23 protein-coding genes are annotated in these 21095 nt (G+C 35.0%); 5 read left to right on the forward strand and 18 right to left on the reverse strand.

All coding sequences use genetic code 11. The features are described 5' to 3' along the window. Nucleotides 1-78 precede the first annotated feature (78 nt). From DUT69_RS04800 to DUT69_RS04815, 5 genes are all read right to left on the reverse strand, one after another. Nucleotides 79-801 (reverse strand): hypothetical protein, encoded by a 723-nt coding sequence (locus tag DUT69_RS04800; protein ID WP_113651971.1) that lies wholly within the window; start codon nt 799-801, stop codon nt 79-81. 88 nt (nt 802-889) lie between these two features. After that, the gene (locus DUT69_RS04805; RefSeq protein WP_113651972.1) at nt 890-2098 is read right to left on the reverse strand and encodes a GAF domain-containing sensor histidine kinase; all 1209 of its coding nucleotides are present in this window, start codon (nt 2096-2098) and stop codon (nt 890-892) included. An 81-nt stretch (nt 2099-2179) separates the two neighbouring features. Then, nucleotides 2180-3424 carry a GAF domain-containing sensor histidine kinase gene (locus DUT69_RS04810; protein ID WP_113651973.1) on the reverse strand — a complete coding sequence of 415 codons (1245 nt, stop codon included), beginning with the start codon at nt 3422-3424 and terminating at the stop codon, nt 2180-2182. A gap of 540 nt (nt 3425-3964) precedes the next feature. Continuing rightward, nucleotides 3965-4141: a hypothetical protein gene (locus tag DUT69_RS19160; RefSeq protein ID WP_162796174.1), complete on the reverse strand. Its 177-nt coding sequence runs from the start codon at nt 4139-4141 to the stop codon at nt 3965-3967. Between the two features lie 136 nt (nt 4142-4277). Beyond that, nucleotides 4278-4790, reverse strand: a complete 513-nt coding sequence (locus DUT69_RS04815; RefSeq protein WP_113651974.1) for a hypothetical protein — start codon at nt 4788-4790, stop codon at nt 4278-4280. A 536-nt stretch (nt 4791-5326) separates the two neighbouring features. On the opposite strand from DUT69_RS04815, the gene DUT69_RS04820 reads away from it, so the two are divergent. Continuing rightward, the gene (locus DUT69_RS04820; RefSeq protein WP_162796175.1) at nt 5327-6214 is read left to right on the forward strand and encodes a helix-turn-helix domain-containing protein; all 888 of its coding nucleotides are present in this window, start codon (nt 5327-5329) and stop codon (nt 6212-6214) included. 129 nt (nt 6215-6343) lie between these two features. After that, nucleotides 6344-7318: a helix-turn-helix domain-containing protein gene (locus DUT69_RS04825; RefSeq protein WP_162796176.1), complete on the forward strand. Its 975-nt coding sequence runs from the start codon at nt 6344-6346 to the stop codon at nt 7316-7318. 97 nt (nt 7319-7415) lie between these two features. Here DUT69_RS04825 and DUT69_RS04830 read toward each other — a convergent pair whose 3' ends face one another. Continuing rightward, nucleotides 7416-9266: a tetratricopeptide repeat-containing sensor histidine kinase gene (locus DUT69_RS04830; protein ID WP_113651977.1), complete on the reverse strand. Its 1851-nt coding sequence runs from the start codon at nt 9264-9266 to the stop codon at nt 7416-7418. A 243-nt stretch (nt 9267-9509) separates the two neighbouring features. Between DUT69_RS04830 and DUT69_RS04835 the strand changes: the two genes are divergently transcribed. Then, the gene (locus DUT69_RS04835; protein WP_113651978.1) at nt 9510-10022 is read left to right on the forward strand and encodes a hypothetical protein; all 513 of its coding nucleotides are present in this window, start codon (nt 9510-9512) and stop codon (nt 10020-10022) included. 439 nt (nt 10023-10461) lie between these two features. Here the strand turns inward: DUT69_RS04835 and DUT69_RS04840 are convergent, their stop codons facing one another. After that, nucleotides 10462-10896, reverse strand: a complete 435-nt coding sequence (locus DUT69_RS04840) for a pyridoxamine 5'-phosphate oxidase family protein (protein ID WP_113651979.1) — start codon at nt 10894-10896, stop codon at nt 10462-10464. Nucleotides 10897-11091: 195 nt separating this feature from the next. After that, complete coding sequence (locus DUT69_RS04845; RefSeq protein WP_113651980.1) at nt 11092-11469, reverse strand: response regulator; 378 nt, start codon at nt 11467-11469, stop codon at nt 11092-11094. A gap of 594 nt (nt 11470-12063) precedes the next feature. On the opposite strand from DUT69_RS04845, the gene DUT69_RS04850 reads away from it, so the two are divergent. Continuing rightward, nucleotides 12064-12825 carry a DUF5131 family protein gene (locus tag DUT69_RS04850; RefSeq protein ID WP_113651981.1) on the forward strand — a complete coding sequence of 254 codons (762 nt, stop codon included), beginning with the start codon at nt 12064-12066 and terminating at the stop codon, nt 12823-12825. On the opposite strand, the gene tcmP is transcribed toward DUT69_RS04850, so the two are convergent. Continuing rightward, nucleotides 12822-13667, reverse strand: coding sequence for a three-Cys-motif partner protein TcmP (gene tcmP, locus DUT69_RS04855; RefSeq protein ID WP_113651982.1), 846 nt, complete (start codon nt 13665-13667; stop codon nt 12822-12824). The two genes, DUT69_RS04850 and tcmP, sit on opposite strands and share 4 nt — an antisense overlap. 396 nt (nt 13668-14063) lie before the next feature. Here tcmP and DUT69_RS04860 point away from each other — a divergent pair, with 396 nt between their 5' ends. Beyond that, nucleotides 14064-15002: a hypothetical protein gene (locus tag DUT69_RS04860; protein ID WP_113651983.1), complete on the forward strand. Its 939-nt coding sequence runs from the start codon at nt 14064-14066 to the stop codon at nt 15000-15002. A 31-nt stretch (nt 15003-15033) separates the two neighbouring features. Here DUT69_RS04860 and DUT69_RS04865 read toward each other — a convergent pair whose 3' ends face one another. The 9 genes from DUT69_RS04865 to DUT69_RS04910 all read right to left on the reverse strand — a co-directional run bounded on the left by DUT69_RS04865 (nt 15034) and on the right by DUT69_RS04910 (nt 21037). Further along, nucleotides 15034-15456: a hypothetical protein gene (locus tag DUT69_RS04865; protein WP_113651984.1), complete on the reverse strand. Its 423-nt coding sequence runs from the start codon at nt 15454-15456 to the stop codon at nt 15034-15036. Beyond that, entirely contained in the window at nt 15449-15880 is a 432-nt protein-coding gene (locus DUT69_RS04870; RefSeq protein WP_113651985.1) for a Panacea domain-containing protein, read from the reverse strand. The genes DUT69_RS04865 and DUT69_RS04870 overlap by 8 nt, the downstream gene beginning before the upstream one ends. 116 nt (nt 15881-15996) lie before the next feature. After that, nucleotides 15997-16773 carry an Abi-alpha family protein gene (locus tag DUT69_RS04875; RefSeq protein WP_113651986.1) on the reverse strand — a complete coding sequence of 259 codons (777 nt, stop codon included), beginning with the start codon at nt 16771-16773 and terminating at the stop codon, nt 15997-15999. A 321-nt stretch (nt 16774-17094) separates the two neighbouring features. Further along, nucleotides 17095-17475, reverse strand: a complete 381-nt coding sequence (locus tag DUT69_RS04885) for a hypothetical protein (RefSeq protein ID WP_162796177.1) — start codon at nt 17473-17475, stop codon at nt 17095-17097. Nucleotides 17476-17728: 253 nt separating this feature from the next. Then, the gene (locus DUT69_RS04890) at nt 17729-18010 is read right to left on the reverse strand and encodes a hypothetical protein (RefSeq protein WP_113651989.1); all 282 of its coding nucleotides are present in this window, start codon (nt 18008-18010) and stop codon (nt 17729-17731) included. A gap of 136 nt (nt 18011-18146) precedes the next feature. Beyond that, nucleotides 18147-18800 (reverse strand): SEC-C domain-containing protein, encoded by a 654-nt coding sequence (locus DUT69_RS04895; RefSeq protein WP_113651990.1) that lies wholly within the window; start codon nt 18798-18800, stop codon nt 18147-18149. Continuing rightward, nucleotides 18787-19737, reverse strand: a complete 951-nt coding sequence (locus DUT69_RS04900; protein WP_113651991.1) for a CBASS cGAMP synthase — start codon at nt 19735-19737, stop codon at nt 18787-18789. Before DUT69_RS04900 ends, DUT69_RS04895 begins: the two co-directional genes overlap by 14 nt. A 3-nt stretch (nt 19738-19740) precedes the next feature. After that, on the reverse strand, nt 19741-20763 hold the full coding sequence (locus DUT69_RS04905; protein WP_113651992.1) for a CBASS cGAMP-activated phospholipase: 1023 nt from the start codon (nt 20761-20763) through the stop codon (nt 19741-19743). Nucleotides 20764-20770: 7 nt separating this feature from the next. After that, nucleotides 20771-21037, reverse strand: coding sequence for a hypothetical protein (locus DUT69_RS04910; RefSeq protein ID WP_113651993.1), 267 nt, complete (start codon nt 21035-21037; stop codon nt 20771-20773). Nucleotides 21038-21095: the final 58 nt, after the last annotated feature.

A 21095-nucleotide genomic window follows, 5' to 3' on the forward strand; every position in this document is an offset into this window, starting at 1 on the left:
CAGAAGTCTTTTCAGTTTTTTGCTAAGGTAACAATCTGATAAACAGTTATTTTATTATGCCTATCGATACGAATAAAATTATTTGGCATTGGGAGAAACCACATCAGCAGGATTGGCTTTTACCATTTGCGTATGTGCTTTGTCTTGCAATAAAGTATCGCCTTTTATTAACCAAGATATGCCAAAAGTTAACAAAGCTAGTGCCTCTAACGCGAAGGTTGCGTAGGGTAGGTTGAGCCAGATTTTTACTTTTTCGATATTGCAAACCGGAACCAATGCTACAAAAACGATGATAAGAATACCACAGGTTTTGTACACATGATTTCTTTGTTGTTTTTGCAGCGTAATCATCTTCTTATCGGTTCTGGTAAACAGAAAAAATGAGTTAGCAGCAAGGCTGATAAAAAATAAGGCTGCAGAAACGTAATGTACAGTAGTTACCACTTTATTTGCGGGAAAAGTGAACAGTAAACATTTGCTGTTAAGATCGGTATCTGTTGGGAAAAAGGCTATACCCAGCGCAAATACTCCCGCTAGATTTGTAATAATGTCATCAATCTTTTGTGTCCCTTTGTAGCTAATAAGAAATAAACCTACGGCGCTCAATACGCCCACCAATAGTATTCCAGCTGTACTATAAAAATACTGGCTAATTGAAGGCTGTATTTCTTTGCAACCTTGCAGATAGGTATAAATAATTAATGCAAAGGGAAGCATAATACCCAATATGCCAACGCTTCTTCGTTGATTGCGATAGGAGATTTCTTCTGGAGAACATTTGGGTTGCGCAGCAGTTTTCATTGAGCGATAATTAAGCGAAATGTTAATCCCTATTCTTTATTTAAATGAAGATAAACAAATTTTTTTGATGTAGGCTGAATCGCCAAAATTAGCTCGCTATCGGTGTGTGTGATCTTGGGATTCGAAGGGTAAATGAAGTTTTGGAGTCATCAGAATACACTTCCAAAAAACCATTATGTGCATTGGCTATTTCTTTTGCGATAAACAGTCCAAGGCCCAAGCCCTCGTTTCCTTTATGGATTTTTCCTCTGGAGAACGGTTTAAACAGATGTATTAGTGCTTCTTCGCTTATTTTGGTGCCACTATTTTCTACCCATAGGTTAAAATAGCCATTTTCGTCTTTGGTATTTACCACAATCGGTTCTTGCGCATTACCATGCGTTAGTGCATTACCTAAAAGATTAGAAAACAATTGCGCAATGCGTTTATAATCAGCTTTAGTATCAGCTTCGTGAGCGAATTTGGCTTCTATGATTGCATTTGGATAAGCCATTTGCAACTCTGTAACTACTTGCTGCAAGGCGGTTTCCAAAGAATGGTCGTTGTCGAAACTTAGTTTTATGCCACCGCCAAGCCTTCCGCTGGCAAAATCAAGAATATTGTCTATTAAACCTCTAGTTCTATAGCTGGCGTCTTGTATAATTGTGCTTAATCTAAGCTGTCTTTCCGTAAGGTCGCTTCTTAATAGCAGTTGAACAGAATTTGAGATGGCGTGAACCGGGTTTCTTAAATCGTGGCCCAGCATGGCAATAAATTGCTCTCTTAATTCGGTGTTTTTTTGCTCTTGTTTAAGTTTGAGTTCTGTTCTGCTCAGTTGCTGTAGCGTATCGAGGTGAAAGGCAATGAGTTCGGCAAAAAGCGAAAACATTTTAATTGTTTTTTCATTATTTACGAAAGCTGGTTTAGGGTCTATTGCGCATAAAGTTCCGAACAGCTCGCCATTTTTAAGGGAAATTGGTATGGAAATATAGCTTTGGAGCCCATACATTGCTGGCGTAGGGTGGTCTTTGTATATGGGGTCTTCTGCCACATGGTCTATGGCTACAACTTTTCTATGTTCTCTAATTTCGTGACAAATGGTTGTTTCTACCACTAGTTCGCCGCCAACTGCTAAACCGAAATCAATTTTATCGTTAACAGCACAGGCAATCCATCTATCGGGCGTAACCCTTGCCACAGCGGCAAAGCCCATTCCTGTAGCACTACATATCACCTCCAGAATATTAGCAACAGCTGGTATTTGATTGATGTTATCAATGTCTGCTTGAAAGTTGGAAAGATCTGTTGAAACAGCCATATTCTATTGTTTCGAAGGTTGTCGTTACACTCCAATATTGTGCCACTAAAGATAGGTAAATATACGGATAAAAAAATGTTGCTAGTTCATTTCGAAATTTTGTGCTAGGGGTAAGGTAAACCAGAATTTGCTACCCTTTTCTTGACTAGAATCCACGCCAATTTCGCCACCATGTAATTTAATAAGTTGAGCGCTAAAGAATAATCCAAGGCCTAATCCGTGGCTTTGCGTGGTAGCATCATAAGAGCGGTTATATCTTTCGAAGAGCAGGTTAAGTTTTTCAGCCATAATTCCCGGGCCTTTATCACTTACCGTTATTTCTGCAAAGTTTCCTTTTTTCAAAACTTTAACTTCAATTGTTTTAGAATTGGGTGCATATTTTATCGCATTGTCTAACAAATTATTCAATAATCTCTCAATCTGCTTACGATCAACATTTACCTTAAGCATGGTATCTCCAGAAATTACAATTTGTTGAGTTGCTGGAAGCTCGATAGTTCGGCAACAGGTGTCTAATAAATCCTGAACCTGTGTTGGTGCTTGATGTAATTGCAATACGTTGTTCACGATTTTAGAAACGCTCAGCAAATCGTCGACAAGACCGTTTAGTTTTTCGGTGCTTTTTTCTGCCTGTTGCAACATTTTAGTCGATATGCTTTCGTCTAAAGGTGCTTTACGCGATAAGATTTGTACATAACCTTTTAAAGCAGTAATTGGGGTACGCAATTCGTGGCTAACGATGCCAATAAATTCGTCTTTCTGGGTAATTTGCTCTTTTAAACGTTGGTTTGCCAAAGCAAGGCTTTTAGTTTTTTCCAGATTTACCATTCGCAATTCGAGCTGTTCCATGGCAACTTTTGCAAGTTCTTTTAAAACCGTTATTTCATGTTCGCTTAAATTTCTTGGTTTTTGATCTACCAAACATAGCGTGCCTATTACGAAATTGTCGGGTGTAATAATTGGTGCTCCTGCATAAAAGCGTAAGCCAAAATCTCCATTTACGTAAGGGTGCGAAGTAAGCAATGGTTCTTCGAGCGCATTTTCGATAATTACCACATCAGCTCTCAATACCGTTAGTGCACATAGGCTTTCTTCCCTAGGTATTAAGCCAACATGACCTAAGCCTTCGCTTGCCATTACAAACTCGTGTTTATCATCCAAAAAAGATAGGTGAGCAATTGGAACTTTAAAGATTGCCTGGGCCAAACTTACTATGTTGTCGAAAGCTTTCTCTCTAGGTGCATTGAAAATCGCATATTTATCGAGCGCCAATACACGTTCCTGATCATTATCGGGCAATAAGTTTGTCGGATCAAAAATATTCATCGGCAGTTCGGCTTGTCTAAGGTAAATCTAATGATTTCAAATTGCTATTTATTTTTTTTTAAACATAAAATGTTTAAACTAAAATGGCCGTGGACTGGCGAAGTTATGCTTGTAAAAAAAAATAGGCAAGTATACTAAATGCTAAAAATTAGCGTCTTTATATGGAGAGCGTTAATTTAGATAAACGGGAATTGTCCGATATGGATGGTTCCCGTTTTCTTTTTTATAAAATTTCATTCTAGCTTTGAAGTTAAACGCCTATTGGAGTTCGCCTTGGTTAACTTTGTCATCTACTTTTATTTACTTATATTGGAAGAAGATAGTATAACCATTGATCTAATGTTTATCCATATCGTTGTAACCAGGTTTTTCTTAAGTTGAATCGACTTAAAACGATGTTTAAACAACTATATTGGTTTGCTATTTGCTATGCTAATTCAACAATTAGGGATAATTAAATGGGGCTGATAGTTTCTATAGCATTGGCCCCATATTTTTTTAATTATAATCGTTTTTAAAGGGTATTAAGTAAAATAATCTTTAAGCCTTTGATGGCTTATGATGGAGGCTAAAACTTTCATTGTACCTGCCGTTTTTTTTAAGCTTAGTAAATATATTTCCGTAATACGTCGTTTGAGCAAGGATTTGCTTTATTCTGATTGCATTGCTCTCCTTTTGTAATGCCTCAGTAACTGAGTTTTTTCCTGATAATTTCATGAGATTTTACACGTATAAATCTGCAGTGTATACCTAAATTTAATGCAATTTTATACAACTGTGAATATTTGCTTAATACCTGATATTTAGTATTTTTTTCTAATGGATTCCTTTCATTTAAAGCGATATAATGCTACTATCGGTGCTGCCAGCATCTACCTCCGCCAATGACAACTCTTTTGCAATATCCACCCGTCTTATTTCTCGCACCGCAAGTGGTGGAAGTGCTCGATCCATTGGTGCCCCCTGTATTGCCACCGCTTGATGAGGTAAAAATACCGAAACTAGACTTCCCAATTCCTGATGAAGTATTGTAGGATAATTCAGCATTGTTGAAACCTAGGTTACCATACATTACTTCTTCTTCTTTTAAAATGTATGCTTCTATAGATTGATAACTCATTGTGGTCGTTTTAACAACCAATTTTAAGTCTAAAGAAAAATTGGTTTGAATTTTATAAACCCATTGCCCATTATTATTATTAATTTTTTTCGTTTGTTTGTCTTTATCTGTAAAAGTAATATCGCAATAGTTGCAACTTACCTCGTAACTAAATGTTGTTGGCGAAATGGTAGGCACTTCAACTTCCTTTTTTTTACAGCCGGCAATTATTGTAGTGATTCCGATCGTTATTAATAATTTATACATTATAATTTTTGATAGAACTTGCATGAATATAAAATTTATTTGCTCAAAATTATCAAAGCATTAATTCATTTTTATACGGATTCCCGTAATCTGCCCTAACTATTATGATTAGACATTAAATCTGAGCAGTATCTCTTGTTAATATTTAGCAGATTGGATTTCTGTTTAATAATTAAATTATATTAAACTATATATTTAAAAATTGATTTTCAGAAAAAAAATAGTTTTTGACATGGAAAAGCGCCAAATATTTATATTTGTAAAAAGTAATCGTGCAAGAAAAGATGTCAATAAATAAGTCATTATCCTTTTATTTACGTTGTTCGATCATACATGGCTTTTTTGCTCCAAAATCGCAACGTTTGTATTAAGCAATGGGGGTATTTATTTCGCGGTTATCGTCAGAATTATTTTCGTACCGGTTCTATTCCAAATTATTTTCGCGACCTACCCACTATTTATTCGCTATAGCGATAATTTCCATTTTAAATTTTTTACACCAATTAAATTATAGTGACTGGACTATCGTTTTCGATATGAGTTTGTGGAATCCAACGTGGCTGTTGTTGGGCCCATTATTGTTAATGATGCGGTATAATAGAGAACAAAAAATTAAGAGCGTAACCATAAAACTTTTTCATCTTACGCCGTTTATGGCAATGATGTTCATGTTTATGTTAACTAGCTATCATAATTCTTTCGGTAACAACCTTTCTGAATATTTTTATAGCGTGTATCAAAAAATGTTTGTTTTGGTGCCTATATCCTTATTTGCTTACGGAATCGCAACTAGTTTCCCGCTGAGAAAAAAAATAGCCGACCTGGCACATTTAGATGACCTACAGTTAGGCATAAGCGGATTTTACGTACTAATAGCGTCAGTTTCTTTAACGATGCATCTATGCTGGGCAGTGTTGAAAGTAGACATGGTAGTCGACTATAGAATTATAATTTATGCACTAGTTCTAGTTATGGTAACGTTAATTTTTTACGCATTATCCATATTGTCAAAAATAGAGCAACCTCAAGAAACACAAATTGGCCAAGATGAACATACATTGATTCTGAACCTAAACCAAGTTAGAGAATATGAACATAAACTGCAGAGTTTTTTAATTGGGGAACAAACTTTTTTAAATCCAAACCTTTCCTTAGCAACACTTAGTAAGGAACTGAAAATACCCAAACACCATCTTACTGTACTTTTTAATCAACATTTAGGTAAAAGTTTTTATAGTTACTTGGCTACGCTACGTATAGATTATGCAATTGTAGAACTTCAAAAAACAGGCAATAACTTTACGATAGAATCACTTGCGTATCAAAGTGGGTTTAATTCTAAAACTTCTTTTCACAAATACTTTAGAGAATACACAGGGTTAACACCTATTGCTTTTATTCAACAAAAAAGCAAATCAGCATAAGCGTAAAGTATGGCTAGTTTTCCTATCTTAACATATCTTTTGCTGGCAACTATCGTTCTAACATTTTGCAACTTCTATTTTTGGTTTAGCGCTAATAAAAAAAAGGCTTTTAATTGGTTAATATTTTCTTTGAATATCTACCTCTTCCTGCATGCTATTTTTGTATTTACTGTAAGGCACTTTTTTATACAATTCATTTACTTTAATACCGTAGCGCCATTTGTATTGGTATATGGTCCACTTCTCTACATTGCTATTGAGCTTATCAGGCGCAATACTATCAAAAAGAAAACAATCTATGCACACCTTGCTTTGCCAAGCCTTATTTGGTTTGCATGTTTGGTATTAATCTTTTTTTATGGAGAAGGAAATGGCTTTTACTTATATTACAATATTGTTCTGGCTTTGCTAACACCTATTTCTCTTATTGGATATGCGGGCTATGGTATAAGTGCCATACTTGCCTCTAACTCAAATTTAAAGCGTTATAAACTGATGGTAATGCCGGCTATACTTTTGCTCATATTTATGAGTTTAATAAGTATCATTGTTCCAATATATGGAGATAAACTTTTAAGCAATGCAGCTGCAACGGATTTGATTTCTATGATGATTTATTCTTTAATGTTTGCAACCTCAATTTTAATTTTTAAATATAAAACGTCAATTGTCTTTAACGAAGACAACCTACAAGACCTTACTGTAGGAACTGAAGAATTTGTACCAACCGTAGCTAAATACGAGCGCTCTAGCTTAACTTTACAACAGCTACAGGCTTATAAACATAGCTTGCATGAATTTACCTTAAAAAATCAACCATATTTAGATTCTACACTTTCACTTAATAGTTTGGCTAAATTGTTAAGGATGCCCAGCCATCATCTAACCCAAGTCTTAAGTACCTGCCTAAGTAAAAGTTTTTACACCTACATTAATGGATTACGGATTCAACACGCTATACAGTTAATGACAGACGGTACCGATATGAGTATGTCTGAGTTAGCAATCTCAAGCGGCTTTAGTTCAAAAGTTTCATTTTACAGGCAGTTCAATGCAATTAAGGGTTGTACGCCAGCTGCTTATAAAAAAAGCATTTTGAAATAATAGGTTCAATTCTCGATGCTTATAATTGATAGCAACTTCGTTAATAAACAATTCTCGAAGTCGATGCTCAAAACAACATTCCGCAGTAATTTAATGGTTACAAAGGCAATTCTACATAAAAAGTACTACCTGAGCCCGGAATGCTTTCGCACCAAATCTTTCCGTTGTGCGCCAATACAATCTGTTTAGAAATAAATAGCCCCAATCCATAAGTTTCCTCTCCTGCAGTGCCTTCGCGTTTTGCATCTGTGTACAGCTCAAAAATCTTATCCTGCATTTCCTCCGAGATACCAATCTCACTATCTGCTACACTAATTAAAACCGAATATTGTTTTTTTTGCATACCGATTTTTATTACCGCTTCATCTGGACTAAATTTTATTGCATTTGAGATTAGGTTGCTTAACACCCTCCAGAGTTTCTCTCTGCTGCCTTTTAAATTAAGTTCGAACGTCTGCAATTGCAAATTTTGACGCTTACTTTGGGCCTTACTCTGTAGTAAGTTAACACAGTAGTTTAACATTTCTGAAATGTCCACTAGTTCCCGCTTAAAATCTTCACCGCTAAATTGTACCTCCAATAATTCTTTTACTAGGGTTAACGAATTATCGGCAGATTGTTTAATGGCTCCTAATAATTCTATATCGTCAGTCGTTCTACCTTCATCTTCCATCATCAGCGAGGCCGCAGCATAAATTCCTCCGATTGGGCTCCGTAGATCATGCGCTGCTATCTTTATCATTTTTGCATTGTCAGACTCGCTTTTCTCAAGTGCAATTAAAGTTTCTTTCGTGATGTTGTTCTGCTCTGATATAAGTTTGTTAAGCCTCTTTGTACGTTTTAGGTTTTGTAGTATGAAAAAAGTAATACCAATGGCAAATAAGCAAGCAATAATAGAAAGAACTGATAATGTTTTCTGGTATCTAGCCTTTGCAACCAGTGTTTGAACTTCTTGTTCCTTTATTGCGTAATCAAGGTAATCAACGCCCGAAATATTAGCCAATTCCTCCTGCTTTTCCATAGCGCTAACTAAATCTTGGCCGTATTTGTTAGCCATTATGTGATCGTCTTGGCTTGTGTAATAATCAAATAATTTTTTAGCCATTACTTTGCTGTAAATAAGGTACCCGTTTTCGTTGGCGATTGCTAGGCCCTTCTCATAATGTACAATAGCTGGTTTCGGATCCTTATCAATTAAATGATCTCCCATGGCTAGAAACAGATCCATGCTTACGTAATATAGATGCTTATTCAGCGCACTGTCAATTGTGTTAGACAATAACTGTAAACCCTTTTCACGCTGACCATTTCTGATCATCTCATCGGCAATCAGCTGTTCAATAGCTAGAAGTGTTCGACCGTCTTTATATCTCGTGGCGATGTTTTTCGCTCTATTAATAAATTTAACACGTTCGGCCATGCCAAATTTTTCTGGAAACTCTAAAACATAATTATAAATAGCTAATGACATAATCGAGTCTTTACTTAAACTGTTGCCCATTTTCAATGCCGCATTGTAGCGCTCTATAGCTCGCACGTTTCTGCCCAATTGTTTGTACACCATCGCAATATTCATCATTGTCTGTACTTGGTTGGAAGAATCTTTTATTTTAACATAACTTATGTATGCACTGTTGTAATATCTCAGTGCTAATTGTAGGTTGCCCTTGATGTCGAAAAAAACGCCAAGATTATTAGTGGCATCAGCTTTCCCTTTATCATAGCTCAGCCTATCCGAAATCGCCCTAGCCTTTACGGTATAAAAAAAGGTACTATCTATGTCCTTTTCGTACCATAGCATCGCCATTCGATTTAGAGCATCAACGTAACTTAGGCTATCTTTAATTTGATTTAAATTAGATTTTATACCACCAAGTTCCGAAGACTGTGCCGAACAACAATAATTAGTAGCAAAAAATATCAAAAATGATAAAACGGATTTTTTCATGCGTAACAAATAAATAGGCGTTTGTTGTAAATGTAGCTAAATTTCTCCCCGCTAAAAATGTGCAGTCTGTTCATTTCTTGATAAACTTCCAGCATTTTGATACTGATTCCAATGCTTTACTAATGAATTGACCAAGCAGATGCCACGTTGTAATGGAGCTAGAGTATTTTAAAAACTGTAGCAATAAAGATGATTTTGAATCTTTAAGTAAAATGCTTAAATTCAGTAATTTAATTTCTTGTTATGGATTTTAACAAACTCTACACTTACTTTAGTAAATCTCCCGGCATTGATCTATGCTTAATGTTGTGCTGCATAGTATTTGTTATCCTACCACCAATCAGCCCATTTAAACAATACGATTTATTTAGGTATGGGAAAACCACTACTGGGCAAGTTGCACAAATAAGTTCGCTTCTTGGTAGTGATTATATAGACTATCATTTTCTAACAGAGGATGGGGTTTTGGTAAAGCGTTCTGAAAAAACATTACACCTAGATCTATATAATTTGGACAAAAATAAACTTCCTCAAAAAATTAATATAGTTTATGTAGAAGACGACCCTGAAAACTCTTGGATCAGCATACCAGGTACACCAGATAAATTGGATGAATTTTGGAAAAACTATTTGATTGAAAATACTATTGCCATCCTCGTAGTGTTTGCATTTTGCAGAATTGCCATTATCATTTACAGAGGATATGGTAAACGCAAGGCTAATAATGCGATTATTACCAACACAACAATCAGTTAACAAACGTTTTTCTATTTATGAATATTTGAGAATAAAATAAATTAAAATAAATTTACTTTAGCAATTTAGAAGGTCGTTAAATGGGCTTTTTAATGAAAACCAATTTATAACAAACTAACCTATTACTGCTATGCCAACAATGAATTTGATTACAAGTGTGTGGATTATTTTAATGGTTGGATTAATTTACCTTATACTCAAAAATTTATATAGCGTTCGAAAAGCCCATATTGAGCGAAATGAAATTTTGAAGAAAATAGGCGCCACGCTAGCAAATAACGAAAAGAATAAGGTCAATAAATCCTTTGATAATTATAGATGCAGTTCCAGATTATTACTATAATTGTCGGGAAATAGGTGCCTATTCATAAATTCTGAAAATAATGCATTTTGCTTTACCTCAATAACCTTGCAAAACAAATAATGGGCAATAACAATGTTAATGTGTTTCGTAACGTCCGCTCGCTTCCTGTATTTTTATTCGGTAAACAATTAATTCTTGCTGATGTGCTGGGTCTATAGCATGCGAGGGCCCTTGAGACGGTTTATCCCTTCTACTGCTAATCGACTTAATTAATTCTTGTAATACCTGTTGGCGTTCAGCACCGCTTAGTTCTTCATAATTTCCCTGCACAAGGATGCTTTGCCACCTAAAGGTATCGTCAATTTCATCCACCTGAAAGCATACTTTTGGCGTTTTGCGCATCATATCTATCTTTTTTCCCGGCCCAGAATGCGCATAAATAGCACCGTCTCGGTAAATGTAGTTTATTGGCGCAATATAGGTTTCGCCATCAGCATGGCATCCTACACGTCCAATAAAATTGTTTTCCAACAAATCTATGATAGCCCTTTTGTTAAGTTCTCCAAGCATTTCGATAAGGTTTAAGCCCTAAGTTACAAAAACATTGCTAATAGCAAAAGATCATCAAAAAATCGCTTTTAATTGCGTAGTTAATAATTAACGAGTAAGTAATTTGAGCTTTTGTCAAATCTTCCCCAGCCCCATTGCTAGCACTTTGGCAATTTGCCAGTGATTTTAAAATGCAATGCTTGCAATAAATTTTAATTAGTTATTAGGTATTAATGCGTGTATTTTTTGAACCTGTTTTCTATCTAAAAATTTGAAGTTTTGATTTAGCTGTGCCGCTCCTAAGGTTTGCATTTCTTCTCTTTCCGAAATGATAAATACGCTACAGGTTTTATAGTGTGCGGTTCTAGAAAAAGTTTCTATAAAACCTATACCTTCTAGCGAAGAAAGATCAAGGTCTATAATTACCAAGGTTTTCCCGATGTTATGATCTGAACTTTGTGCGAAGAAATTTAGTGCCTTCATATTACTCCCCATCGATCTAACTGCTGTGTTTGGGAACTGAAATGCCAGTAATGGCTTTATGGATTGTTGTTGGCTCGTGCTGTTTTCTATAAGTATAATCTGCGAAGGCATGTGATGTAGCTTTTTGTTTATTACACTGCAAATAGGAAGCCATTTTTATAATTTGGATAAAAAGATTTCCTAAATTGCTGTAGCAAATATTGGAACTCTAAGAGAAAATTGGCTTTATTAAAGTTGGGGATTTAGGGGGTGATTTGGGGAATTATCGATACAATTTCCTGTAGTCTTTAAATACTCTGTCAATTTAGATACCATCAAAAATAGAATTTTGTAACAAGAGACAATTTAATTTTGATGACGACAATTCTAAGCATCAAGGCAATATTTTTCTTGGCATAAGAAAAACAAGATTCAGTCATTTCAAGAAGATGTGAAAAATATAATTCATACCAAAAATAACAACAAACTCAGAATTTTATAGTTTGACAATAAAAGAAGGACACATTTACTCTCATAGCATCGAGATAGTTAAGCAAATGAAAAATGATAAATTGATAACATACAATAGTAGCTACCCGCTGATTAATTATGATAGACGGTTATCAATAGCCAAAACTGTTACTTTATACATTAATTTAAATAATAATACATTTGCTTTGACAAACACTAAAGATTTTAGTAAATTGCTTCAGTATCAAAATAAATATGGCACAATCAAATATCGAATGGACAGAACTTACATGGAATCCAGTTACAGGCTGCAGTAAAATAAGTCCCGGTTGTAAATTTTGCTACGCAGAAACTATGACTAGAAGATTAACAGCCATGGGAGTGGAAAAATATAAAGATGGTTTTAAAGTTCGGGTGCACCCAGATACTTTAAATATCCCATTTACTTGGAAGAAATCTAAAACGGTGTTTGTAAATTCTATGAGTGACTTATTTCATCCAGAAGTTCCAATTGAATTCATAAAAGCTGTTTTTGCTGTAATGAATCAAACACCGCAACACGTTTATCAAGTGTTAACAAAGCGATCTGAAAGGTTGCTAAAAATTGCAGATGAGTTAAATTGGACTCCAAATATATGGATGGGCGTGTCGGTAGAAAATGAAGATTATACTTATCGAATTAGCGACCTTGCATTAACACCAGCTAAAATGAAATTTTTATCTATAGAACCTTTAATAGGGGAAGTTAGAACGTTGCCTTTGGCAAATATAGATTGGGTTATAGTAGGAGGTGAATCAGGGCATAAAGCAAGACCTCTAAAAAAAGAATGGGTAGATTATGTAAAGCAAAAATGTACAGATGAAGGGGTTGCTTTCTTTTTTAAGCAATGGGGTAAGCCAAAATTCAATGTTAATCAGGATGACCCAACAATTGATTCAAAGCATCCCAAACATGCAAAGGGAGGCTGTGAGTTAGATGGAGAAATTTTCAGGCAAATCCCACACAAAGCAGCCTAGCTACTTTTCTTATTATATTGCTTCACGATATCATTTGCAATTTTAATAGCACTGGCGTTATTAGATGCGCAAAAAAAGTGGTACATAAGTGAATTGTTTTTGTTTACTATTACATAAGGATCTGAAATTAAGCTGAAGACCGTCTTTAGTCTTTCAGCATAGATCTCAAATAACTTTTGGTTGGCTAAAGTTGATTTCCTAGTAACGGTTCTTGAACCAAACAAGTCAGTTTCTAAATGCTCATCGTATATACTTTCCTTGATTACTTGGCGCTCTATACCAAAGAATTTCTCAAGGCGTTGCCACCAAGCCTCAGAAATTTTAAGATCTTTTTTAAGTAAACGGTTAGCACCAACACCTGTTGGACTTAAAATCCACAGATCGACACCCAAACCCTTCAAAATTTCTACAGATTCCCAATTTAAGTTCATGCCAAATGGATCAAGAAAAACCAATGCTTTTCTTGAAACGTCAGCTCGTAAATATTCAGCTAACCTTTTCAACACAACATTACAATCTTCAGCCACAACAGATATATTGTTTGTAGCTCTAATCGTTTTTAATGCATATTCCAATAGATCACGCTTTTGCGTATCCATTTCTACAAAGTAATAAATATCAAAACTCCTCGGGACGCCTATAGCGACGATTTTTTTTGCCGCACCTGCTATTATCTTAAAATCTTCTTCATTTCCAATCTTAATGTCTCCACTTCCAGCAAAACCATCGAAATAGGTTAAATGAAACTTCTGTTTGCTCATAATATGCAAATACGCTTCAGCATATTTTTCTAGGATTTCAATCTTGGTTTGAGTCCAAGAACCACCAAATTCATTGTGCATAATGAGAGAATTAATACGATTAATTAATAAATTTAATAAAATTTAGTTAACTAACAGACATAACAAGAGCCTTAACAAATTTAACTTTGGTTAATTAGCGTGCAGAGTTCAGAAAACAGTTATCTATAAACCAGCCTTAGCTAAATTTACGGAGCCAGAAAAAACTTATTTAAACAAAAAAGTATGTGTTACTGGCAAATTGGTTTTGTATCATGAGGAACCGCAGATTGTTGTGAGTGAGGTTAAACAGATTGTTTTATGTAATTAAGTAAGCCAAAAATGGGTTTATGGCATATACAATTTATTATTGCCTAATGTGTTAGTAGTTATTAATTGATCTTTCTTTTTCTTAAAGAGAGTATTAAATTTATCTTTAATATTAACGCAACCTCACATATGTCAACTTTTCTAATTTTCCTGCAAACCAGTTCCTGTATCTTAAGCCGATTTTTAACTTCCTATGATGTTTGGAAGGATTTTGTTGTGCCGATAGGTATCACCTTACTCGCTAGTGGGTTCGCATACTGGATTTTTGTTGCTGAGACGAGAAGGGATAAAAGAAAGGAACGGAAAGCTGAAAGACAATTACAAAAGGATAAGTTATATTATTTTGCAAATTCCGTAAATAGTATCATAAAAATTTCTGAGCAACAGAATGATAATATCTTGGTTTTTGCAAAGGAACAGCTGGCTGATCCAGATGAGGTTAAGCACCTTATGATTTTCTCTATGAATGAACTTAGAAGAGTAACTACAGATTTGCAGTTGGAGAGTTATATGTTAGCTTATGTTAACTATTACAAAGATGATAGGCAGGTAGCCATAAAGGAGTTCAATAATATCATTGTTAGGGTAGATATGTTGCACGGCACGTTTAAGGCTATGAATCCGCATCTCCAGTTGCTAAAGGAAGATGAAAGGAATGCCAAGGAAAAATTTAGTGGTTATTTTGAGAAGGCTTCAAGGCTGGTTGCGGTGTTAGCACTTAGTTTACAGAGTTCAGCACCACAATTGTCGGTGGAAGTGAACAAGATAGCTGGAGCTTCATTAATAAAGAGCAAGACCGAAAAGACGAATGCGGAGTTTTGTTACCGCACATACATGGTGCCTATTTACAACTTCGCTTTCAAGTATTGTTGGACTGACTTGCCCGAAACCCCACAGATTCAGGAGCTGGCCTCACTAACAAAGAATGGTAGATTAGTATATGAACAGATGATTGTGGCTCATCTTGCGTTGGGCGATGAGTTTCAAGCACAACACGACCGCCTTAAGCCTGAGATTGATAAATTAAAAGAGCTTGCTAAAAGGTTACTGGATGATTTTGAAGTCTAATAAATGCTCTTAATTGATATTTGAGATAACTCTAGTGTTTATATAGCGTAAACCCTCTATCTAGGTATATCACATGGAAGATAAACCTATTCCTAATTCCAACAAAAGGAGCCTTACCATGAAATCTAAATGCTAAAAAGTGATCAACATCATCTGTCACAATATCTGGCATGCCTGCCTTAATTGAATTTCTTGCAATTTTTTCAGAACCGATGCCGTGTTTAGGTGCAAATTGGAGTTGTGTCCACGTGAGTTGACTAATAGCAACGATTTGGGTAATTAGTGAAACTTGTTCTTCTTGTATACATTTATCTAAATGATAATCTTTTTGGAGATATTTAAAACAAAAAATAGGGTGCTGAAAATTATAGATTTCAATTTTGCTAGTATCTAAATGAATTTTCTTGCCTTGGTTAACCGGTTGAGTTAATTTGACCCTTCCTTCTTTAGCCATTTAAAAAATTAGAAAAATATGCACCCATCGATTCCTTAGGAATGACAGAGTTCAAAGGAACACTAGACCATGGAGCCTCATTATGAGTCATATCCATAAGTTTGAGTGCAGAGAACTGACCATAAACTGTATTAATTTCCGAAAGTAGCTCCAATTGCTCTTCGGAAAAATTTTCAAAAGAAAAATCTTCTTTTAATGGTATTGGGCCTGAACCACATGCCTTGAATTCATGATATACTTCAGGAACCACTGGACCATACTGCCATGCCTGTATATCTTCTTCAAAAAAAACTTTTCCGTACATAGCTATATGAAATCCTTGAGCATAATAAAGTAATTTCTGAACTTTTAAGTTAGAAATTAAATCACCTTTTTCAGGTTCAGTAAGATTAATAAATCCGTTAGCTACATCAATTGCATTCATGGTACGAAACTAAGTATTTTAGTAAGAGTATCGTTTGAATGTAACTAATATGTTACTTAACGGTCTTTGGTTTTCATAGAAAATACTCACTGATAGTTTCCACATTGATTTTTTAGCTATACCACTAAAAAATTTGTTTGTTTAAAATCTGCATTTCCTTCCTCTACAATTTGGTTCATATAAAATTCACTTAATAAGCCTTGGTGTCCTTGCGTCTTGGCATAAAGCTGCAACAGAAAAGTAGAAGGGCAAAATTCTGCTTCAAGTGGATTAGTTTTAACATTAAAACCTCCAGAACCGCCAATAAGTTCATTTGCTCTTAAATTATCAAGCTCTGCATCAAGCTGCTGAACATCTCCTTCGCCAGTTATTTTCATCATCTCCTGGTGAGTTACGGTAATATCCGACCCCAAAATTAAACCACTTTTATAAACCACTATTTTACAGTTCCGACATGCAAATTCTATTATTTTTGCTTGGATTGGAGTTAGTTTTTTAAGTGATTCTAAAAAGAGTACATTTTTCCCTTTTGCTTCACCATTTTCTAGAGAAGATACTATTAAACCAGCCCACATCTCCTGCAATGTATTGTCATCGCACCAAGAGCCAGAATCAATAACTTCATTTAATATTCTAGGGTGTATGGATATGTTAGAAAGATCACCGTTAAAATCAAATTTTCCATTCGATTTATTAATTATTTTAATGAAATTATTTAGCCTTTGGATTCTAACTTTATCCTTAAACAACAAACCAAATTCTTCTGCTACTGGTAAACATATTTTACCTAAGATTAAACCAATGCCATCTAGGCTTTTTTGTATAATTAGTTTGGTTGCCTCACCATAAGGCGCTATTCCTAATACATCACTAATTATGGGTTTGTTCTCCATGTGTAATAAACTTTTGGATTTTAAAATTATCTATCTTAGAAGGCTCGTGACGTAATCGTAATCTTCTTCTACGGTCTTTCCGAAAAGATAATCATCTTTTTTTAAACAGTTGAAATATACACGAGTTCGTGTTTCATCTACTCGAACGTATGCAATATTATCAATGTTAATAAACACTTTACCCTCGTTTTTAATTGTCAGTTCAATAAATTTGCTCATAATTAAGTTGCCTTTATACTAACATAGGTACAATAATTTGTATTACCTAAAATGTAAGAATATTGAACATTTCGGCTAAATTTGATTGTCTTAAAAAAACTATCATTTAACATATTCAACCAATTTTTCTTTAATAAATAAAAGGTCATTTTCGTTTAGTGGTAAAAAAGCATCCAAGACAATGTCATTGAGTTTCTCACTATCTGGAGAAAGGTTTAGATAGAAATTCATATTTAAAACAGATGCTTGAGAATTTGTGTGATTCGTTTGTGATAAGTCAAAACACTCTGCATTTGGTATGAAATATATTTTATAATCTAAGCAACAGCCTCCTTTATGGGTAAAAATAATGGAATCTAATTGTTGTTTAAAAATTATCACCTGTTCAAAACATAAAGTTGCTTCTGGGTAGTTTTTCTTGATGGCATCATATATAAATTCATCAAGTAAATCTGAACCACCATCTTTATAGCTAGTACTCAATTTTCTCTTATAATAGATGTTGCCTGTAAACTTATTCCACTTGGGCCCTTTAATCCTGAAAAATCGGTGTATGTATAGTTCGTCGATACCAAAATGATCTAATGATATTGTTTTAAGAGATGTGTTTGTCTGCATCATAGTTCTCTGTTGTTTATAGCTTTTATTAATTAGTTTATTTTTAATCTATGGTCCTGATTCTTTTCTGTTAAACATAATCCTTAATTTCCCTATTAAGGTCCAGCCTTAGATATTTCTATCTGCCCTTAATGTTCGGCTCAAAGCCAATAAGGATTTTTACAATGCGGTTGCTGCTAAAGTCTCTACTGCCAAATAGATCAATCAGGTTTGATAAAGAAGTAAATCTAGTAATGATCATATATTCTGTACTTTCTTCAATGACTGGATCTACAATGCTTTGTAGAGTGGTTGATTGCGCTTTAATGATTAAAGGAAATAATATTTGATCTGGCCATTTGTCCTTATCAAAATCAATAAAGGTTTGTATAACTTTATTGGATTCATTATTTGGAAGCATGAGCGTATTTTATTAGATATTAAATCTAATAAAAATACTTCAACTATAACGTTTCGAGTTGATTATCGGTTAAAATAGAGATTGTAACAAATGGGAAGAAATTTTTCTAAACACAATTTTGTTAAAAGCATAATCTCTATGGTTTAATCCCTATCGCACTAAAAATCAAGTCAAAATCACTGGGAGATAACTTGCTTAGATTTTCGTAAGCTTCTCTGTGGCACTTTCTGTATTTAATACCACTCCCACAGAAGCATAAAGCACTTCTATTGGGTTTTTCATTCTTGGAAACAAATTTTAAACCATCTACGATGGTTTTTGGATTGGCTGTTTTAAATACCTCTTTAAAATATTCTATCCATCCTGTTAAACCATGTGAACGTTCTTGGTAGAAATAGCCATTAACTCTCCTAAACGTTTGGTTGAAGAGATACGGTTTAATCTCAGTTTCAATGAAGCTATTCAATGTTATGCCTTTTTTGCAGGCAAGCATTTCCTCGGGTATCGTTTTTATACAGCAATGACCATCGGTTTCATAAACGTGCCAATCGTAATTTTTCGGAATTTTGTTTCCAGTTTCAAAAACTAAAGGGAAATCCCTAGGGAAACCATCGGTTGCTAAAATTGCAATACTATAACTATCTACAAAAGCATGATGATCATCATATAATTCGATCGTTCCTCTTAACCCCGGAACTCCATCTTTCGAGAAAGTTGTAAGCCCAGGATTTGTAGAACAGGCATCGCTAATTTGATCTATAAAATCTTTGTAATCATTACTTGCTAACATTTGCCCAAGGTTTTGAAGCTGCTGCTCCAGCTATAAGCGCTGAATTTGCAGAGCTGTTTTCTTCTTTATCTTCTCCTAATGGAAATCGATCGCCTAAATGTTTGCGCCAGTGTTTGCTTGCCGATTTTTGATTCGAAAGTTTTAAAGCTTCATCAGCATCTTTTATGAAGTTGTCTAGTGCATCTAGAAATTTCTCCTTACGCGAAGGGTCATAGCCATCGAACAAGTCATCGTATGGGGTTGCTGGTACAACGCAAGAGAAACTTATTGCTAATGCTTTTTTAATTTCTTTCAAAATATCCTTAATGCTAATGTCATCACGTTCATTAAGTATAATTTTATTTTTTGCATTCGTCGCTAAGATTGTCAAGGCTAAGCCACTAGGCATTTTAAAGTTTTGGTTATCTGCCCAACCTTTTATGTCTTTTATGATCCTGGCCAAGCGGCCTTCTTTGTCTTTGTTGGAAACAAACCAATCTACTACAGCCTTCGAGTCACTATCTTCCCAACCCTTATCTTTTACTGCTATTTTGTATTCCTGACCGTCAATTTTGTAATAGATAGGATGGTCGATTTCATAATCATTTACAAAAATAGAACGTACGCATTTTTTTCTATTCTCAGGAGCTGTTGCAGTATAGCCATTCACGGCTTGGCGCACCCATTCCTTTAGCGTGGTAGCGGCTACATCTGGCTCACGGAAAAAATATATTCCATCGTCTAAGTCACAGATGTCTTGAGCAGTCCTGATGGCTATTTTCATTTTATAAGAACCTTGTATATAGAATTGTGGTAGGTAATCAGGATGGTTTTCATTGAACCATTTCTTGATTCGTTTACGCAATCCTGCCTTAGATTCTTTCATCTTGGTGTTTTTGGCTGAGCCAATGGATATCTCATTATGATAATCCTGGAATAAGTTGTTGCAATTTGCCATGGTTTATTTTTTTAGAAAGTTTAAAATGTGTGTCAGATTATTTTTTGCTAGCTCGTCTCCAATAGATTTCATACGGTCAATGTGTTTGTTCTTTGAAGAATTTAGTTCGATGTTGTCGCCTTTCATATCGTGCTGTATCCTTAGGTAGCTGAAGGTGTTGCCTATCTTTGCTAAAGCACGTTGTAAGAACAATAAGTACTGTTCTGTAATTTGGGCCTGAGTGTCTAGTACTAGGTCTACTAATTTTGGATGCGGAAATAACCAGTCAAACACGTTTTTAGGACGCCAAGAACGTTTGATGATTTGTTTTCCTTGGCCTGTACCAAATGAAAGTACCGATATGTCGCCAATAGCTATATCTAATTTACCGGTTGCCTCAAATACACCAATCAGCGCAGGGTTATTCGCAAATATGCCTCCATCGATCATATTGATGTTTGTGCCTTCTCCAAATTCATTTTTAAATGAAAACGAGTGGGGAGGGAAGTAAACTGGTGCCGATGCGCTAGACATAGCTACATGGTATGCAGGAAGTTTGTAGTCTCTTCTATATTCTGGATGGTGTTTGGTCTTAAGCACATTAATGGCGCCATCATTGCCATTAAATGCAGGAATACAAACATTTGCTTTTAAGTCATTTAATAGTGGGTCGCTACCGCCATTGGCATTTGCATAGATTTGTCTAATTGTTTTTAAAAGCTTTTTGTTACTATATATGGCATTAAAGAATGCCCGTCCTTTTCTTGGGATAAAACGAAATATAAATCTTGGGAAAATATTTTTTGCATTGTCTTCATAGAATTTGGCAAGCTCTTTTGCAGGAATGCCTAGTGCGATGCCAATAGCCAATATAGCTCCTGTAGAGGTGCCGCATATAAGGTCGAAATACTCGTATAACTTCTTTTCTGGTGCTTCTTTTTGAAGCTCTGCTTCTAATTCAGCCAGGACTTTGGCAGGGATAAGCCCTCTTATCCCGCCTCCATCTATGGAAAGTATTCTGAATTTTTTATTTTTTTCTCCTTCCATAAGTTGATTAATTTAAAGGGTCTCCCCAAATCGCTGCCCAAGATTCCCAGATTGTAGCTACGCAACGTTCTAGCTTAATTCCAAGAGCAGAGGTTTTGCTTTTAATATCAGCTAAAGCTTGGTCTGCTGTTTTGGAAGGATGGTATAACGTAGTATTTGGAAGATTGATTGGCTTACCTTGGTTCGTAATGGTTTTTGTATAGCCTAGTGTAGCCATTTCTTTTTTTAGCTCTGTATGTTTACTTGGAACGTCGTATGTAATAATTATTGCCATTTTTATTTAGATTTTTTAATTGTTTCCTTTACTGTTGTTTTTTTGTGTTTGTCTGCGT

Origin of the sequence: Pedobacter namyangjuensis, from assembly GCF_003313325.1 — a bacterium.
GTDB classification, from domain to species: Bacteria; Bacteroidota; Bacteroidia; order Sphingobacteriales; family Sphingobacteriaceae; genus Pedobacter; species Pedobacter namyangjuensis.

What these genes read in the sequence shown, in the direction of transcription:
- DUT69_RS04800 (WP_113651971.1), bottom strand. Translation starts at nt 801, where the DNA reads ATGAAAACTGCTGCGCAACCCAAATGTTCTCCAGAAGAAATCTCCTAT.
- DUT69_RS04805 (WP_113651972.1), bottom strand. Translation starts at nt 2,098, where the DNA reads ATGGCTGTTTCAACAGATCTTTCCAACTTTCAAGCAGACATTGATAAC.
- DUT69_RS04810 (WP_113651973.1), bottom strand. Translation starts at nt 3,424, where the DNA reads ATGAATATTTTTGATCCGACAAACTTATTGCCCGATAATGATCAGGAA.
- DUT69_RS19160 (WP_162796174.1), bottom strand. Translation starts at nt 4,141, where the DNA reads ATGAAATTATCAGGAAAAAACTCAGTTACTGAGGCATTACAAAAGGAG.
- DUT69_RS04815 (WP_113651974.1), bottom strand. Translation starts at nt 4,790, where the DNA reads ATGTATAAATTATTAATAACGATCGGAATCACTACAATAATTGCCGGC.
- DUT69_RS04820 (WP_162796175.1), top strand. Translation starts at nt 5,327, where the DNA reads ATGAGTTTGTGGAATCCAACGTGGCTGTTGTTGGGCCCATTATTGTTA.
- DUT69_RS04830 (WP_113651977.1), bottom strand. Translation starts at nt 9,266, where the DNA reads ATGAAAAAATCCGTTTTATCATTTTTGATATTTTTTGCTACTAATTAT.
- DUT69_RS04835 (WP_113651978.1), top strand. Translation starts at nt 9,510, where the DNA reads ATGGATTTTAACAAACTCTACACTTACTTTAGTAAATCTCCCGGCATT.
- DUT69_RS04840 (WP_113651979.1), bottom strand. Translation starts at nt 10,896, where the DNA reads ATGCTTGGAGAACTTAACAAAAGGGCTATCATAGATTTGTTGGAAAAC.
- DUT69_RS04845 (WP_113651980.1), bottom strand. Translation starts at nt 11,469, where the DNA reads ATGCCTTCGCAGATTATACTTATAGAAAACAGCACGAGCCAACAACAA.
- DUT69_RS04850 (WP_113651981.1), top strand. Translation starts at nt 12,064, where the DNA reads ATGGCACAATCAAATATCGAATGGACAGAACTTACATGGAATCCAGTT.
- tcmP (WP_113651982.1), bottom strand. Translation starts at nt 13,667, where the DNA reads ATGCACAATGAATTTGGTGGTTCTTGGACTCAAACCAAGATTGAAATC.
- DUT69_RS04860 (WP_113651983.1), top strand. Translation starts at nt 14,064, where the DNA reads ATGTCAACTTTTCTAATTTTCCTGCAAACCAGTTCCTGTATCTTAAGC.
- DUT69_RS04865 (WP_113651984.1), bottom strand. Translation starts at nt 15,456, where the DNA reads ATGGCTAAAGAAGGAAGGGTCAAATTAACTCAACCGGTTAACCAAGGC.
- DUT69_RS04870 (WP_113651985.1), bottom strand. Translation starts at nt 15,880, where the DNA reads ATGAATGCAATTGATGTAGCTAACGGATTTATTAATCTTACTGAACCT.
- DUT69_RS04875 (WP_113651986.1), bottom strand. Translation starts at nt 16,773, where the DNA reads ATGGAGAACAAACCCATAATTAGTGATGTATTAGGAATAGCGCCTTAT.
- DUT69_RS04890 (WP_113651989.1), bottom strand. Translation starts at nt 18,010, where the DNA reads ATGCTTCCAAATAATGAATCCAATAAAGTTATACAAACCTTTATTGAT.
- DUT69_RS04895 (WP_113651990.1), bottom strand. Translation starts at nt 18,800, where the DNA reads ATGTTAGCAAGTAATGATTACAAAGATTTTATAGATCAAATTAGCGAT.
- DUT69_RS04900 (WP_113651991.1), bottom strand. Translation starts at nt 19,737, where the DNA reads ATGGCAAATTGCAACAACTTATTCCAGGATTATCATAATGAGATATCC.
- DUT69_RS04905 (WP_113651992.1), bottom strand. Translation starts at nt 20,763, where the DNA reads ATGGAAGGAGAAAAAAATAAAAAATTCAGAATACTTTCCATAGATGGA.
- DUT69_RS04910 (WP_113651993.1), bottom strand. Translation starts at nt 21,037, where the DNA reads ATGGCAATAATTATTACATACGACGTTCCAAGTAAACATACAGAGCTA.